Source organism: Pelomonas caseinilytica (assembly GCF_021353235.1).
Classification (GTDB): domain Bacteria; phylum Pseudomonadota; class Gammaproteobacteria; order Burkholderiales; family Burkholderiaceae_C; genus Pelomonas; species Pelomonas caseinilytica.
Genome location: NZ_JAJTWT010000008.1, coordinates 174,135 through 188,231 on the forward strand (window position 1 = coordinate 174,135; position 14,097 = coordinate 188,231).

At 69.3% G+C, this 14,097-nt stretch carries 14 protein-coding genes; 1 reads left to right on the forward strand and 13 read right to left on the reverse strand.

All coding sequences use genetic code 11. From position 1 onward, the window contains the following. Positions 1-12 precede the first annotated feature (12 nt). A complete protein-coding gene (locus LXT12_RS18875) occupies positions 13-1,146 on the forward strand; it encodes a glycosyltransferase (protein WP_233393839.1) in 1,134 nt (377 codons plus the stop codon). On the opposite strand, the gene LXT12_RS18880 is transcribed toward LXT12_RS18875, so the two are convergent. From LXT12_RS18880 to LXT12_RS18940, 13 genes are all read right to left on the reverse strand, one after another. Continuing rightward, positions 1,097-2,062 carry a glycosyltransferase family 2 protein gene (locus LXT12_RS18880; protein WP_233393840.1) on the reverse strand — a complete coding sequence of 322 codons (966 nt, stop codon included), beginning with the start codon at positions 2,060-2,062 and terminating at the stop codon, positions 1,097-1,099. The genes LXT12_RS18875 and LXT12_RS18880 overlap by 50 nt on opposite strands. Beyond that, on the reverse strand, positions 2,059-3,006 hold the full coding sequence (locus LXT12_RS18885; RefSeq protein ID WP_233393841.1) for a glycosyltransferase family 32 protein: 948 nt from the start codon (positions 3,004-3,006) through the stop codon (positions 2,059-2,061). The genes LXT12_RS18880 and LXT12_RS18885 overlap by 4 nt, the downstream gene beginning before the upstream one ends. Further along, the gene (locus LXT12_RS18890; RefSeq protein WP_233393842.1) at positions 3,006-3,869 is read right to left on the reverse strand and encodes a Kdo hydroxylase KdoO; all 864 of its coding nucleotides are present in this window, start codon (positions 3,867-3,869) and stop codon (positions 3,006-3,008) included. The genes LXT12_RS18885 and LXT12_RS18890 overlap by 1 nt, the downstream gene beginning before the upstream one ends. Positions 3,870-3,878: 9 nt before the next feature. Further along, a complete protein-coding gene (locus tag LXT12_RS18895; protein WP_233393843.1) occupies positions 3,879-4,634 on the reverse strand; it encodes a glycosyltransferase in 756 nt (251 codons plus the stop codon). After that, positions 4,634-5,779, reverse strand: a complete 1,146-nt coding sequence (gene lapB / locus LXT12_RS18900) for a lipopolysaccharide assembly protein LapB (RefSeq protein ID WP_233393844.1) — start codon at positions 5,777-5,779, stop codon at positions 4,634-4,636. The genes LXT12_RS18895 and lapB overlap by 1 nt, the downstream gene beginning before the upstream one ends. Beyond that, on the reverse strand, positions 5,769-6,068 hold the full coding sequence (locus LXT12_RS18905; protein ID WP_233393845.1) for a LapA family protein: 300 nt from the start codon (positions 6,066-6,068) through the stop codon (positions 5,769-5,771). Before LXT12_RS18905 ends, lapB begins: the two co-directional genes overlap by 11 nt. Positions 6,069-6,084: 16 nt before the next feature. Continuing rightward, on the reverse strand, positions 6,085-6,381 hold the full coding sequence (locus LXT12_RS18910) for an integration host factor subunit beta (protein ID WP_233393846.1): 297 nt from the start codon (positions 6,379-6,381) through the stop codon (positions 6,085-6,087). A gap of 113 nt (positions 6,382-6,494) precedes the next feature. After that, positions 6,495-8,210 carry a 30S ribosomal protein S1 gene (gene rpsA / locus LXT12_RS18915; RefSeq protein ID WP_233393847.1) on the reverse strand — a complete coding sequence of 572 codons (1,716 nt, stop codon included), beginning with the start codon at positions 8,208-8,210 and terminating at the stop codon, positions 6,495-6,497. A 196-nt stretch (positions 8,211-8,406) separates the two neighbouring features. After that, on the reverse strand, positions 8,407-10,407 hold the full coding sequence (locus tag LXT12_RS18920) for a bifunctional 3-phosphoshikimate 1-carboxyvinyltransferase/cytidylate kinase (protein ID WP_233393848.1): 2,001 nt from the start codon (positions 10,405-10,407) through the stop codon (positions 8,407-8,409). Continuing rightward, entirely contained in the window at positions 10,407-11,303 is an 897-nt protein-coding gene (locus LXT12_RS18925) for a prephenate dehydrogenase (RefSeq protein ID WP_233393849.1), read from the reverse strand. Before LXT12_RS18925 ends, LXT12_RS18920 begins: the two co-directional genes overlap by 1 nt. Before the next feature lie 14 nt (positions 11,304-11,317). Beyond that, a complete protein-coding gene (gene pheA, locus LXT12_RS18930; RefSeq protein WP_233393850.1) occupies positions 11,318-12,415 on the reverse strand; it encodes a prephenate dehydratase in 1,098 nt (365 codons plus the stop codon). Continuing rightward, the gene (gene serC / locus LXT12_RS18935; RefSeq protein ID WP_233393851.1) at positions 12,408-13,496 is read right to left on the reverse strand and encodes a 3-phosphoserine/phosphohydroxythreonine transaminase; all 1,089 of its coding nucleotides are present in this window, start codon (positions 13,494-13,496) and stop codon (positions 12,408-12,410) included. The genes pheA and serC overlap by 8 nt, the downstream gene beginning before the upstream one ends. An 18-nt stretch (positions 13,497-13,514) precedes the next feature. After that, positions 13,515-14,096, reverse strand: a complete 582-nt coding sequence (locus LXT12_RS18940; RefSeq protein WP_233393852.1) for a DUF2059 domain-containing protein — start codon at positions 14,094-14,096, stop codon at positions 13,515-13,517. Position 14,097: the final 1 nt, after the last annotated feature.

Consider the following 14,097-nt stretch of genomic DNA (forward strand, 5'->3'; position numbering starts at 1 on the left):
CACTGCGCGGCCATGCGTCACGAGAGCCCACTGTCCCAACGTCCCCGTGTCGTCCATTTCGTGACTGGTGGCTTCTCGGGCGCGACGCAGGTGGCGGCCGACTTGTGCTTGGCGGCGCTGCGTGGCGGTCCCTTCGAACCCCTTCTTGTCTTGCGACTCAAGCGGCACACGCCTATGGCCCGTGTCGAGGTGTTGCGCCAGCAGGGCTTGACAGTCCATCTAGTGTCGGGTTGGTCCCATCTTGCGACCATTTACGAGCTGGCCGCTCTATTGCGCGAGCTGCGACCCATGGCATTGCTGGCCCATGGCTTTCCTGAGCACCTGATCGGCCGGCATGCCGGCGTGCGAGCAGGCGTGCCGGTGCTGATCCAGGTGGAGCACAACTCTCGCGAGCGCTACACGCCCTGGAGCCGCTGGCAGAGTCGTCGGCTAGCGCAGCGCACAGCGGCCATCGTCGGCGTCAGCGAGGGTGTGCGTCAAAGCCTGCTGGCCCAGGGCCTGCCCGCCGACAAGACGGTGACCATACCCAATGGAATCGACCTGACGCGCTTTTCACCTGCACCAAGTGCGCAGCGTGAACCCGGCCTGGTGATGTCGGCCCGGTTCGCGCGCCAGAAAGACCATGCGACTTTGATCGATGCCCTGGCGGTCCTTGGCGCGCGGCACGGTCTGTGGCCGTCGCTACACCTGGCTGGCCAGGGGCCGCTGCTCGGTCGCATACAGGCCCGCGTTGCCAGGCTGGGCTTGCGTGGACAGGTCATGTTCCTCGGTCAACATCACGAGATACCGGATTTGCTGCGCTCACAAGCGATCTTCGTGCTATCTACGCATTTCGAAGGTATGCCGCTGGCCTTGGTTGAAGCGATGGCCGCTGGCTGTGCCTGCATCGCATCCGACGTCATCGGAGTACGCGGCGTGCTTGAGCCGGAGTTGACTGGTCTGCTCGTGCCAGAGGGAGATGTGCCGGCACTGGCCGACGCCATTGCCAGGCTGCTGCGCGACCCTGCGTTCGCGTTGCGCCTGGGCGTCGCGGCTCGCGAGCGGGCCTTCGCCGAGCATGGGATGGCGTTGATGCGACAGCGCTATGAGGCGCTGATCACGCGCTGTGCCACCACTGCAGCCCACGCAGCCAGCGCCCGCGCCTGAAGTAGGCCGCCGTCAGCTCGCGGCGCGTGAGCGGCGAGCTGCGGTCGAAACGCTCCGCGTCGGTCTTCAGCCCGGCCAGGGCTTCGCCGCCCAATTGCAGCCGGCGCCGCTTGGCGCGCAGCAGGGTGCGGGCGCAGAAGTGGGCGATCTCGAACCTGGCGTCGTCGCCCAGCGGCGGCAGTTCGGCGGCGTAGCCGTCCAGCGAGAGGGTCCAGTCGTCCAGGCGTTTCACGTCCAGCGCCGAAAGCAGGCTGCCCTGGCGCTGGCGGTAGGCGATCCAGACCTCGGCGACGTGCAGGTGCCGCGCGGTGTGCAGGGCCAGCCGCGGGAAGAGGGCCATGTCCTCGAACACGCGGCCCTCGGGAAAGCGCAGGTCCGCAGGCCAGCAGCTGCGCCGCACGACTTTGCTCCAGGGGTGGAACTGGCCGTGGACGAAGAAGCCCCGCAGCCGCAGGTCGACGTCGTCCATCACGATGCCCGAGGGGCCGTCGAAGCTGGCGATGTGGCGGTGGCGGGGCTTGGTCGATGCCGTCGACGGGCCATCGTCGAAGGCGCGGAAGTCGCAGGTGAGCAGGTCGGGGTCGTGCCGCTGGAGCAGGGCCTTGAGGCGGGGAATGACGCCGGGCTCGACCAGGTCGTCGGGGTCGATGAACCACAGATGGTCGCCTCGGGCCTCCTGCAGCAGGCGGTTGCGTGCCGCGCTGACCCCTTGGTTGCTGGGCAGCCGGATGACGCGCGCCTGGGGCAGCGCCTGCTCGACCAGGGCGGCCGAGTTGTCCGGCGAGGCGTCGTCGACGAAAACCAGTTCGACGCCCTCGTCCAGCTGCGGCTTCAGCGAGGCGATGCACGCACCCACCCAGGGCTCCACCCGGTACATCGGGAACAGCAGGCTCAGCCAGGGTGTCGCTGCGGTCATGGCGTGGGGCCGAGAAGACGGGCCAGGACGCTCGACTGCAGCATCCGGCCACGCAGCCAGTTCCGCTCGGCCAGCGTGCGGTCGCCGCCGCGCAGCTTGACGAGGGCGGGCAGCCGGCGCGGCGCGGGCGTCAGGGCCAGCCGGGCGAAGAGGTGGCGTTTGCGCCACCCGACCTGGGCCAGCCAGGCGAAGGGGCCGTCCTCGGCGCGCAGCAGCGCCAGCCGGCCCAGGTCCGGCTGGCGGTCGAGGATGTCGGCCGCGGCCACGTGCATGAGCAGGTAGCGCTGGAAGTCTTCGGTGAGCGCCTGTACCACCCGGTCGCGCCGGCCTTCGTCCTGCAGGCGTTGCAGCACCGGCTCGGCACCGTCGTCGAGTGCGCGGTCAAAGGCCGCGGCCAGGGCCGTGGCGAAGCGCCCACCCGCGACGGAGGCCATGAACCAGTTCTCGATGAGGGGCAGTTCGGGCCGGGTCGAGTAGCGGCCGATGTAGAAGCCGACGTACTCGGCCTGCGCCTCGTCTCGGGCGGCGTGAAGCCAGCCGAGGTCGCGGCTCAGCAGGGTCGAGGCGTCCATCCAGATGCCGCCGTGGCGGGCCAGCAGGTGGATGCGCAGCCAGTCGGCCTGGCGGTAGGCCGGCAGGCTGTCGAAATCGGGCCGCAGCGAAGGCAGCCATCGGGCGACGCCGGCGCGGTCGATCAGGCGGACCTCGTGGTCGGGCGCGAAGCGGCGCCAGTTGCCCAGGCAGGCCTGCACGAAGGGCGGCGCGGGCGAGGCATGCCAGTAGGTCCAGATGACCTTGGGAATGGTCGCATCGCAGGGCGGCGCAGCCTTGCCGACGAGGGTCGACCGCTGGTCCACGGGCACCTCGGCGCGCAGCACGGTCAGCACCTCGCGCAGCAGTAGCGCGGCCACGACGGCAAGGACCGCGACGGTCAGCCAGGTCATCAGGTCAGCTTGCGGCCGAGCAGGCGCTCGAGGATGGCCAGCGGGCTGGCCGTGGGGTCCACCTGCGCCTCGGCCGGCAGGTGCAGGGTCTGTTCCATCATGAACTGGCCGGACATGACCGCGTGGGAGGTCTGGTCGGAGTAGCAGACCCAGGTCGAGCCGGGCGGGAAGGGCTGGGTGACCTGGGGGCAGGTGCGCTGGTAGTCGAGATCCCGCTTCATGCCGTCGTGCAGCTGCAGCATCAGGTGGTCGTACTCGGTGCGCAGCGACTTGGTGACGCGCAGGGCCCTCAGGGCCCGGGCCTGCCAGGCCACGTAGGGCTTGGTGCGCGGCACGAAGCGGCGGGCGAGGTCCTCGAAGGCCTCGCCGATGCGCCAGACGCGCGGCTCGCCGGCCGGGTTGAGGTTGGTGAAGACGCGCAGGATGCGCTCGCCGCGGTTGGGGCGGGAGGGGAAGGCGTCGACGTGCAGGCGGCGGTCGTCGGCGCGCCAGGACTGCACGCGGCCTTCGACCTGGGTCGGTCGGTAGCTCGTGGGCGCCAGCCGCAGTGCCGGCTTGTAGGCCGGCGCGATGGCGTCGATGAGGGCGCAGGCCTGGGTGCGGAAGCGGCCGATCATGGCGGCCAGGCGGGACTTTTCGTCGCCCTGGGCTGCCGCGCCGGCCAGGGCGCCATCGTTGCGCAGGCTGATGTTGCGGGCCTTGTCGTCGCGCACGTCGGCGCGAAGCAGCCGCGCCTCGTCGTCGGTCAGCTCGAAGCGCAGGTCAGGAAAGAACAGCACCTTGCCGGCTTCCAGCGCGGGCACCAGGCCGGTGATGGGCCGGGCCCAGTCGCGGCTGTCGACGGTGACGATGCGGTCTTTCATGCCTGGAGCCTATTCTTTCCAGTGGTCGGCGATCCAGGTCGCCGGGCGGGCGTGGCGCCAATTGCCCTGCGAGCGCCCGACCAGCGCGTCCGGCGGGTTCATGACGCCGTGGAAGACCAGCACGCGGGCGCCTTCGGGAATGAAGGGGTCGCGCCAGAAGCTCGTCGGCCATACCGGCAGGCAGTGGTACTTGTAGCTGGCGCACCAGTCCTTGGGCCAGTAGCCGAGCTTGCCCTGGGCGTGCAGGAAGTGGCTGAGGTATTCCTGCTCGTTGCGGTACTTGGCGCGCACCTCGTCCTGGTGGGCGATGAAGTTGGCCAGCACGTCGGCATGAGCGCCGATGCGAAAGCGGTAGACCGAGGAGTTGCCGGTCACGCGCCAGGGGCGCTTCCAGTCCTTGATGATGAGGAAGTCGCCGGGGAGCTCGAAGAAGCCGGTGAGGTCGCCGACGATGACGACGTCGAGGTCCAGGAAGAGGGCGGTGCCCTTCAGGCCGAAGAGGTCCGCCTGGTAGGTGCCCAGCTTCTTCCAGCCGCCGTCGCGCTTGCCAGGGCTGGCATGGGTCTCGGGCAGGGGCAGGCATTCCACCTCGGGGCGGACGCCGTTCGTGTCGTCGGTGAAGCACACGAAGCGGAAGGGGCCGCGCAGGTGGCGCGCCGTCATGCCGTAGAGGCGGTTGACATATTCGGGGCCGTACTTGGTGCCCCACTTCATGCAGATGACGAAGCGGTCGTCAGTCACGGCGGGGGGCGCGGTGGCGCTCATCAGTTCAGCTCTTCGATGGGTTGTGGCGGGTAGCTGTCCCAGTTCAGGCAGGCCGGGCATTGCCAGAAGTAGTGGGCAGCCTCGAAGCCGCAGGCGGCGCAGCGGTAGCGCTGCAGCGGCTTGGCGGCGCGCTCCAGCGTGCGGATCATGGGAGCGGCTTCGTCGGGCGGGAGGGCGCCGGCGTTGAGCTTGAGCAGCTCGGTCGCGGCCGACAGGGCCGGTTGTTCGCGCAGATGGGTGGCCAGGCGCTCGCGCTGGGGCTCCGGCTGCAGGCTGGCCAGCGCCCGCAGCAACTGCATGCCCGGTGCGCGCTGGTACTGCTCCGTCAGCAGCGCGATGGCCCGCTCAGGCTGGCCCAGGGCCTGGGCGGCGGCGGCGCAGTCCGCCGCGACGAGGTTGAAGGCGGGCGGATTGACGGCGATGAGGCGGGCGAAGGCGGCGAAGGCGGCCTCGGGCTGGCCGGCCTTGAGCAGCAACTGGCCCTGCAGCACATAGGCGCGGGCCGACTCGGGCGCCCGGCGCTGCGCCTGGCCCAGCAGTTCCTGGGCAAGGTCGGCATGGCCCTGTGAATGGGCGACCAGGGCTTGTTCGCACAGGTAGTGGGCGATGCGGTTGGAGAAGGAGCCGGTGCCGGCGGCTTCCAGCTCGGCGGCCACCTCGGCGGCCTTGGCCCAGTCGCGCGAGCGCTCGTAGAGCGACAGCAGGGCCAGGCGCGCCTCGCGCTCGAAGGCGGTACCGCGCAGCTCGGCATAGGCGGCCTCGGCGCGGTCGAAGAGGCCGGCCTTGAAGAAGTCCTGGGCCAGCTCGTGCTGGGCGCGGTCGCGGTCGGCCTTGGCCAGGTCGCCGCGGCGCAGCAGGTGCTCGTGCACGCGCACGGCGCGCTCGGTCTCGCCGCGGCGGCGGAACAGGCTGCCGAGGGCGAAATGCAGCTCGGAGGTGTCGGGGTCGTTCTGCACCGCCTCGATGAAGGCGTCGATGGCCTTGTCCTGCTGTTCGTTGAGCAGCAGGTTCAGGCCTTTGAAGTAGGCCTTGGGCGAATCACGCTGTTCGAGCTTCCATTGCCGGGAATCGAGCTTGGAGGCGAGCCAGCCCAGGACGAAGACGACGGGCAGGACGAAGAGCAGCCAGCGCGGATCAAACTCCATCTTGGTGGGCGGCGTAGGGGACGGCAGTCGCGTCGGGTGCGGGAACGGGCGTGGCGGGCAGGGGCTCGAAGCGCTGTGCCGCGCGGCGGTGGCGCCACCAGGCCGGCACCATGGCCAGCACGCCGAAGGCAGCGCCCAGGCCGAAGGCCAGCAGCACGATGATGACCTGAGGCGCCCGCCACTCGTGGCCGAAGAACCAGCGCACGACGGCCTCGTGGCTGTTGTTCAACGCGAAGGCGAACAGCGTGAAGAAGAGCAGGGCCCGCAGGAGCCAGACGAGGGTGCGCATGGCCCGGGATTTTGCGTCACTCGGTCACGGGCAGATGCTCGTCAACGGCTTCGCGCAACGCCTTGCCGGGCTTGAAATGAGGTGCGAGCTTCTCGGGGATCATGACCTGCTCGCCGCTGCGCGGGTTGCGGCCGACGCGGGGCGGGCGGCGGCTGATCGAGAAGCTGCCGAAGCCGCGGATCTCGATGCGATGGCCCCGGGCCAGGGCGTCGCTCATGGCGTCGAGGATGGTCTTGACCGCGAACTCGGTGTCGCGCTGGGTCAATTGACCGAAGCGTTCGGCAAGCACGGCGACGAGGTCGGAGCGGGTCATGGCGGCGGAGGTCTTCGGAGTCGGAATTGAAACAGGCCCGCTGGCTGAGGCCGGCGAGCCTGTGGGGAGCATACCCGTCCCCGCACGCGGCGGGGCGGGTCGGATCAACCAGATCAGCTGTTCTGGTTGTCCAGCTTGGCGCGCAGCAGGGCGCCCAGGCTGGTCGTGCCGGCGTTCTCACGCTCGTTCGACTGGCTGATGCGCTGCATGGCTTCCTGTTGGTCGGCGTTGTCCTTGGCCTTGATCGACAGCTGGATGTTGCGGGTCTTGCGATCCACGTTGACGATGATGGCGGTGACTTCGTCGCCTTCCTTCAGCACGTTGCGGGCGTCTTCCACGCGGTCGCGGGAGATTTCCGAAGCGCGCAGGTAGCCGGTCACGCCGTCAGCCAGCTCGATCTCGGCGCCGCGCGGGTCGACGGTCTTGACCTTGCCGGTCACCGAGGCGCCACGGTCATTGATCGTGGTGAAGGCGGTGAACGGGTCGCTGTCCAGCTGCTTGATGCCCAGCGAGATGCGCTCGCGCTCGACGTCCACGGCCAGCACGACGGCTTCGACTTCCTGGCCCTTCTTGAAGTTGCGGACGGCGGTCTCGCCGGTCTCGTCCCAGGACAGGTCGGACAGGTGCACCAGGCCGTCGATGCCCTGGGCCAGGCCCACGAACACGCCGAAGTCGGTGATCGACTTGACCGGGCCCTTGACCTTGTCGCCGCGCTTGACGTTCTCGGCGAACTCTTCCCAGGGGTTGGCCTTGCATTGCTTCATGCCCAGGGAGATGCGACGCTTGTCTTCGTCGATTTCCAGGACCATGACTTCGACCTCGTCGCCCAGCGAGACCAGCTTGCTGGGGGCGATGTTCTTGTTGGTCCAGTCCATCTCGGAGACGTGCACCAGGCCTTCGATGCCCGGCTCGATCTCGACGAAGGCGCCGTAGTCGGCGATGTTGGTGACCTTGCCGAACAGGCGGGTGCCGGTCGGGTAGCGGCGCGAGACGCCGAACCAGGGGTCGTCGCCCAGTTGCTTGATGCCCAGGGAGACGCGGTTCTTCTCGGCGTCGAACTTCAGGACCTTGGCGGTCAGTTCCTGGCCGACCTGAACGACTTCGCTCGGGTGGCGGACACGGCGCCAGGCCATGTCGGTGATGTGCAGCAGGCCGTCGATGCCGCCGAGGTCGACGAAGGCGCCGTACTCGGTGATGTTCTTGACCACGCCGTTGACGATGGCGCCTTCGGACAGCGTCTCGAGCAGCTTGGCGCGCTCTTCACCCATCGAAGCCTCGACCACGGCACGGCGCGACAGCACGACGTTGTTGCGCTTGCGGTCGAGCTTGATGACCTTGAATTCCATGGTCTTGCCCTCGAACGGGCTCATGTCCTTCACGGGGCGGGTGTCCAGCAGCGAGCCGGGCAGGAAGGCGCGGATGCCGTTGACCAGGACGGTCAGGCCGCCCTTGACCTTGCCGGAGACGGTGCCGGTGACGAAGTCGCCGGACTCCAGGGCGGTTTCCAGGCTCAGCCACGAGGCCAGGCGCTTGGCCTTGTCGCGCGACAGGATGGTGTCGCCGTAGCCGTTCTCGATGGCGTCGATGGCGACGGAGACGAAGTCGCCGACCTGGACTTCCAGTTCGCCCTGGTCGTTCTTGAACTCGTCGATGGGCACATAGGCCTCGGACTTCAGGCCGGCGTTGACGACGACGAAGTTGTGCTCGACGCGAACGACCTCGGCCGAGATCACTTCGCCGGCGCGCATGTCGGAGCGCTGCAGCGACTCCTCGAACATCGCGGCAAAGGATTCCATGCCGGAGGATTGGGCGGTTTGGGTTTGGGACATGTTGATTGGATCCTGATGCGCCGGAGATTCCGGCGCGGCGGTGTAGGCAAGCCTACGGGGTTAGGTTGTCGACATCGCCGGAAATGAGCAACTTGTGTCGCTCCTGGCAACCGAACTGGCGTTCGGCGGAAACCGGCGGGCCCTGTGCCTTGCGGCGTGGCTTCTCAGGCCTGGACCGGGCCGACCGCGGGCGCGGTCAGAACGGCCGGCGCTTTTGCCACCAATCCAGCACCTGGGCCACCGAGGCTTCGATGGTCAGCGCCGAGTTGTCGAGCAGCTGCGCGTCCTGCGCGGGGGTCAGCGGCGAGGCCGAGCGGTTCTTGTCCCTCTCGTCCCGAGCCTCCAGATCTTCGCGCAAGCCTTTGATATTAGCTGAAATCCCTTTGGAAATCAATTGCTTATACCGCCGCTCGGCGCGCGTGGCGGCGCTGGCCGTGAGGAAGACCTTGAGCGCCGCATCGGGAAAGATGGCGGTGCCCATGTCGCGGCCGTCGGCCACGAGGCCGGGGAGGCGACGGAAATCCAGTTGCAGCTGATGAAGGGCCTCACGCACCGGGGCGTGGGCCGCCACCTGGGAGGCCAGCAGGCCAGTCGCCTCGGCGCGCAGCCGGGCGCTAACGTCCTCGTCGCCGAGAAAGACGTGGCCGTCGCGGAAACTGAGCTGAAGTGTCGGGACGAGGGCGGCCACGGCGGCGCCGTCGTCCAGGTCCAGGCCGGCACGGCGGGCGGCCAGGCCCGTGACGCGGTAGAGCGCGCCGGAGTCCAGCACGCCGAAGCCCAGGGCCTTGCCGACCTCGTCGGCCAGCGTGCCCTTGCCGGAAGCGGTCGGCCCGTCGATGGTGATGACGGGGATGTCGGCAGAGTCGGCGCGGACGACGCCGAACAGGGTCTCGAAGTAGTCCGGGAAGGTCTTGGCCACGCAATGCGGCTCGAGGATGCGCACCGGCACGGCCTGCTTCGCCACCAGGCCGTTGAAGGCGGCCAGCGAGAAGCACATGGCCACGCGGTGGTCGTCGTAGGTGTGGATGGCAGCGGCCCTCCAGTCGCGCAGGGGCTGCACGCGGATCCAGTCGGGGCCTTCCTCGACGGTGGCGCCGAGCTTGCGCAGCTCGGTGGCCATGGCGGCGATGCGGTCGGTCTCCTTGACGCGCCAGCTGCCGATGTGGGTCAGCGTCGTGGGGCCGTCGGCGTACAGGGCCATGACGGCCAGCGTCATCGCCGCGTCGGGGATGTGGTTGCAGTCGAGGGTGATGCCCTTGAGCGGCCAGGCCCCGCGGCGTACTTCCAGCCAGTTGGGGCCGGTCTTGACGTCGGCGCCCATGGCCGCGGCGGCCTCGATGAAACGCACGTCGCCCTGCAGGGATTCGCTGCCCACGCCCTCGATGCGGACGGGCGCCTGCGTGGCGGCGATGGCTCCCAGCCCGACGAAGTAGGACGCGGAGGAGGCGTCGCCTTCGACGAAGACCTCGCCCGGCGAGCGGTAGCGGCTGCCGGCCGGGATGACGAAGGCGGACCAGCCTTCACGCTGCACGTCGATGCCGAAGCGGGCCAGCAAGGCCAGCGTGATCTCGATGTAGGGCTTGGAGATGAGTTCGCCGATGACCTCGATGCGGACGGCCTGTTCGGCGACCAGCGGCAGTGCCAGCAAAAGCGCCGTCAGGAACTGGCTGGACACGTCGCCGCGCACGCGCACGGGCGTGTCCAGCGCGAGCGGGGCGGGGCCGCGCAGGCGCAGCGGCGGGTAGCCCGGGTTGCCGAGGTCGTCGATGGCGCAGCCCAGGCCGCGCAGCGCGTCGACCAGGTCGCCGATGGGGCGCTCGTGCATGCGCGGCACGCCCGAGACCTCGAAGCTGCCGCCCTGCGTGGCGGCCAGCACGGCCAGGGCCGCCGTCAGCGGGCGCATGGCCGTGCCGGCATTGCCAAGGAAGAGTTGGGCGTGCTTGGCCAGCAGCTTGCCGCCCAGGCCGACGATGCTGACGGTGTCGCCGTCCTGCGCCACGCCGCAGCCCAGCGCGCGCAGGGCGTCGAGCATGACGGCCGTATCGTCCGAGGCCAGCAGGTCGCGCACGATGGTGCGTCCTTCACTGAGGGCCGCCAGCAGCAGCACGCGGTTGGAGATGCTCTTGGAGCCGGGCAGGCGCACTGTGCCCGCGGCGCCGCGCAGGGGCGGCAGGTCGAGGAAGGGGATCTTGAACATCACTTAGCCGTAGGCCGGCCGGGAGGGACTGCGGGGGTGGGAAGGCTCCAGGCCGAGCGGCCTTCGGAAATCGGGCGCAGTGCGGCGTCGAGGGCGGCGGCGTCCCCGGCCTCGATCAGGGCTTCGATCTGGTCGAGGGCACTGCGGAAGCGCTTGGACTGGGCCAGGACCTCGTGCTTGTTGGCCAGGAAGATGTCGCGCCAGACGGCGGGCTCGCCGGCAGCGATGCGCGTGAAGTCGCGGAAGCCCGGTCCGGCCAGGCTGAGGTAGTCGCGCGCCGCAGGCTGCTCGGCAATGGCCTGGAAGAAGGCGAAGGCCAGCAGGTGGGGCAGGTGGCTGACGGCCGCGAAGGCGGCGTCATGGTTGTGGGGGCGCATTTTCAGCACCGTGGCGCCCAGGGCCGACCAGACGTCGGTCGCCCGCTGCACGAGCTGCGGATTGGTGAAGGGCTGGGGCGTGAGGATGACCTGCCGGCCCTCGTAGAGCGTGGCCTCGGCATGCTGGACGCCGCCCGATTCCTTGCCGGCGATGGGATGGCAGGGCACGAAGCTGGAGGCCCGCTCGCCCAGGGCCCGGCGGGCGGACTCGATGACGTCGCACTTGGTGGAGCCGACGTCCATGAAGAGCACACCCGGATTGACCAGGTGGCGGATGGCCTTGAGCGTGCTCTCCGTGGCCGAGACGGGTACGGCGATGAGCACGATGTCGGAGCCCGACACGGCCAGCAGGGCCGACTCCGCCGCCACGTCGATGACGCCGAGCCGGCGCGCCTGCTCGGTCGTCGACGGCGATTTGCTGTAGCCGATGACGCGCCGGACCAGCCCGGCCTTCTTCATCGCGAGCGCGAAGCTGCCGCCCATGAGGCCGCAGCCGATGACGCCGAGTTGCTGGAACATCGTCGGCCGCCCGCTCAGTTCTTGACCGGGTAGGCGCCCAGCATCTTGAAGAAGGCGCAGATCTCGCGCAGTTCGGCCAGGGCCGCCGCGACGTTCGGCTGGCTGGGATGGCCGTCGAGGTCGATGTAGAAGTAGTAGTCCCACTGGCCGGTGCGGGCCGGGCGCGACTCCAGGCGGGTCATGGAGACGCCGTGGGTCTTGAGCGGCACCAGCAGGTCGTGCATGGCGCCCGGGCGGTTGGGCACGGAGACGACGAGGCTGGTGCAGTCGCGGCCGGTGGCTGGCGGCGTGGCCATGGTCTGCGGCAGGCAGATGATGGCGAAGCGGGTGCGGTTGTAAGCCTCGTCCTGGACGGCGTGGGCGACGATGTGCAGGCCGAACAGGGTGGAGGCGCGCTCGCTGCCGAGGGCGGCCCAGGACGGGTTGGTGGCGGCCAGGCGTGCACCTTCGGCATTGCTGGAGACGGCGCGGCGCTCGACGTCGGGCAGGTGCTTGTTCAGCCAGCCCTGGCATTGGGCCAGGGCCTGCGGATGGGCGAGCACCGCCTGGATGCCGCGCATCGACGGCTCCTTGCACATCAGGTTGTGGCGGATCAGCAGGCTGACCTCGCCGACCACGTGGCAGGGCGTGTGCAGGAAGAGGTCGAGCGAGCGGGTGACGACGCCCTCGGTCATGTTCTCGACACCGACGACGCCGAACTGGGCGCTGCCGCTGGCCGTGGCGTGGAAGACCTCGTCGAAGCTCGTGCAGTAGACGAGGTCGGCGGCGCCGCCGAAGTATTCGATGGCGGCCTGCTCGCAGAAGGTGCCCACCGGGCCGAGCACGGCCACGCGCTGCGGCGACTCGAGCGCCAGGCAGGCCGACATGATCTCGCGCCAGATGGCGGCCACGTGCTCGGCCTTCAGCGGGCCGGGGTTGGCGGCGCGGATCTTGTCGATGACCTGGGCGACGCGGTCAGGGCGGAAGAAGGGCGTGCCTTCTGCGCGCTTGATCTCGCCCACCTGCTCGGCCACGCGGGCGCGCTGGTTCAGCAGGTCGAGCAGCTGGCGGTCCAGGGAGTCGATCTGGTCGCGCAGGGCGAGCAGGGCGGCCGAGGCGACGGGCTCAGCCATGGCGGGCCTCGAAATCCTTCAGGAAGCCGACGAGGGCCTGCACGCCTTCAAGCGGCATGGCGTTGTAGATGGAGGCGCGCATGCCTCCGACCGTCTTGTGGCCCTTGAGCTGCAGCAGGCCGGCCGCCTTGGCCTCGGCGAGGAAGGTCTCGTTGAGGGCTTCGTCCTGGAGGAAGAAGGGCACGTTCATGCGGGAGCGGCAGGCCAGGTCGACGCGGTTCTCGTAGAAGCCCGAGGCGTCGAGGGCCGAGTACAGCAGGCCGGCCTTGTCGATGTTGCGCTGCTCGAGGGCCGCGAGGCCGCGCTTGCCGGCGTACTCGAACTGCCTGGCCCACTGGAACACCAGGCCGGCCACGTAGATGGCGAAGGTGGGCGGCGTGTTGAACATCGAGTGCGCCGCCGCCACGGTGGCGTAGTTGAAGGCCGAGGGGCAGATGTCCAGGGCGTGGCCGAGCAGCTCCTCGCGCACGAAGACGAGGGTCAGGCCGGCCGGGCCGATGTTCTTCTGCGCGCCGCCGAAGGCCAGGCCGACGCGGCTCCAGTCGATGGGGCGGGACAGCAGGTGGGACGAGCAGTCGATGACCAGCGGCACGCCATGGGTGAGATGGGGCAGGTCGTGGAACTCGACGCCGTCGATGGTTTCGTTCGAGCAGACGTGGACGTAGGCCGCGTCGTCGCGCAACCGCCAGTCGCGCGGGATCTCGCGGCCATTGCCTTCGGCGGCGATCTGCACGTTGGCATAACGGCGAGCTTCGGCGGCGCTCTTGCGCGACCAGGAGCCAGTGACGACGACGTCGACCTTGCCGCCACGGCTCAGGTTCATCGGCACGATGGCGTTCTCGCCCAGGCCGCCGCCCTGCATGAAGAGCACGCGGAAGCCCTCGGGCACGGACAGCAGCTCGCGCAGGTCGCGCTCGGCCGCCTCGGCGATGGAGATGAACTCCTTGCCGCGGTGGCTCATCTCCATGACGCTCATGCCGCTGCCGTGCCAGTCCAGCATCTCGGCCGCCACCTGGCGGAGCACGGGTTCGGGCAGGGTGGCGGGACCGGCGGAAAAGTTGAACGGGCGGGCAGAGGTCATCGAGCGGATGGGAGCGGGCTACTTCTTGGGCGTGGACGCCGCGGGCTTGGGGGCGGCCGCGGGCGGGGGTTGCAGGCCGAGCTGCTTGGCCAGGTTGGCCTGCAGGGTCTTGAGCCGGCCGTCCAGGGTCGGGCCGGCTTCGGACATCACCTTCTGCGCAACCGCCTTTTGCAGCTCGACACTCGCCAGGCCGAACTTCTGGCTGACCGGCGATTCTGCCCAGGCCAGGATCTGCTTCAGTTCGTCCTCGTTGAAGCGTTCGTCCAGCAGGGCCGAAGCCGTGTTGGGCACGGCCTTGGAGATCTTGTCCTTCAGGTAGGGCACGTTCTCCTCGACGAACTTCTTCAGGTCGCCGTCCATGGCCTTGGCCGTGGCTTCCCGCTTGTCAGCGGGCACCTGTTGAAGGGCGGCGCGGCCCGCCTGGGTCAACTGCGACAGCGGGCCCTGGATGATGTTGGCGGCCAGCCCTTCGGCCAGGCCCTGCTGCTGCAGCGCGACGATCTTGTCGATGAGGGCCTTCTTGGCGGGGGAGGGGTCCGCCAGGGCGGTGCCGGCGGCGAGGGCCAGGGCGAGGGCCAGGCCCAGCTTGCGAGAAGTCATG

Excerpts from the sequence above, each read along its gene's own strand:
- LXT12_RS18875 (WP_233393839.1), top strand. The coding sequence starts at position 13 with ATGCGTCACGAGAGCCCACTGTCCCAACGTCCCCGTGTCGTCCATTTC.
- LXT12_RS18880 (WP_233393840.1), bottom strand. The coding sequence starts at position 2,062 with ATGACCGCAGCGACACCCTGGCTGAGCCTGCTGTTCCCGATGTACCGG.
- LXT12_RS18885 (WP_233393841.1), bottom strand. The coding sequence starts at position 3,006 with ATGACCTGGCTGACCGTCGCGGTCCTTGCCGTCGTGGCCGCGCTACTG.
- LXT12_RS18890 (WP_233393842.1), bottom strand. The coding sequence starts at position 3,869 with ATGAAAGACCGCATCGTCACCGTCGACAGCCGCGACTGGGCCCGGCCC.
- LXT12_RS18895 (WP_233393843.1), bottom strand. The coding sequence starts at position 4,634 with ATGAGCGCCACCGCGCCCCCCGCCGTGACTGACGACCGCTTCGTCATC.
- lapB (WP_233393844.1), bottom strand. The coding sequence starts at position 5,779 with ATGGAGTTTGATCCGCGCTGGCTGCTCTTCGTCCTGCCCGTCGTCTTC.
- LXT12_RS18905 (WP_233393845.1), bottom strand. The coding sequence starts at position 6,068 with ATGCGCACCCTCGTCTGGCTCCTGCGGGCCCTGCTCTTCTTCACGCTG.
- LXT12_RS18910 (WP_233393846.1), bottom strand. The coding sequence starts at position 6,381 with ATGACCCGCTCCGACCTCGTCGCCGTGCTTGCCGAACGCTTCGGTCAA.
- rpsA (WP_233393847.1), bottom strand. The coding sequence starts at position 8,210 with ATGTCCCAAACCCAAACCGCCCAATCCTCCGGCATGGAATCCTTTGCC.
- LXT12_RS18920 (WP_233393848.1), bottom strand. The coding sequence starts at position 10,407 with ATGTTCAAGATCCCCTTCCTCGACCTGCCGCCCCTGCGCGGCGCCGCG.
- LXT12_RS18925 (WP_233393849.1), bottom strand. The coding sequence starts at position 11,303 with ATGTTCCAGCAACTCGGCGTCATCGGCTGCGGCCTCATGGGCGGCAGC.
- pheA (WP_233393850.1), bottom strand. The coding sequence starts at position 12,415 with ATGGCTGAGCCCGTCGCCTCGGCCGCCCTGCTCGCCCTGCGCGACCAG.
- serC (WP_233393851.1), bottom strand. The coding sequence starts at position 13,496 with ATGACCTCTGCCCGCCCGTTCAACTTTTCCGCCGGTCCCGCCACCCTG.
- LXT12_RS18940 (WP_233393852.1), bottom strand. The coding sequence starts at position 14,096 with ATGACTTCTCGCAAGCTGGGCCTGGCCCTCGCCCTGGCCCTCGCCGCC.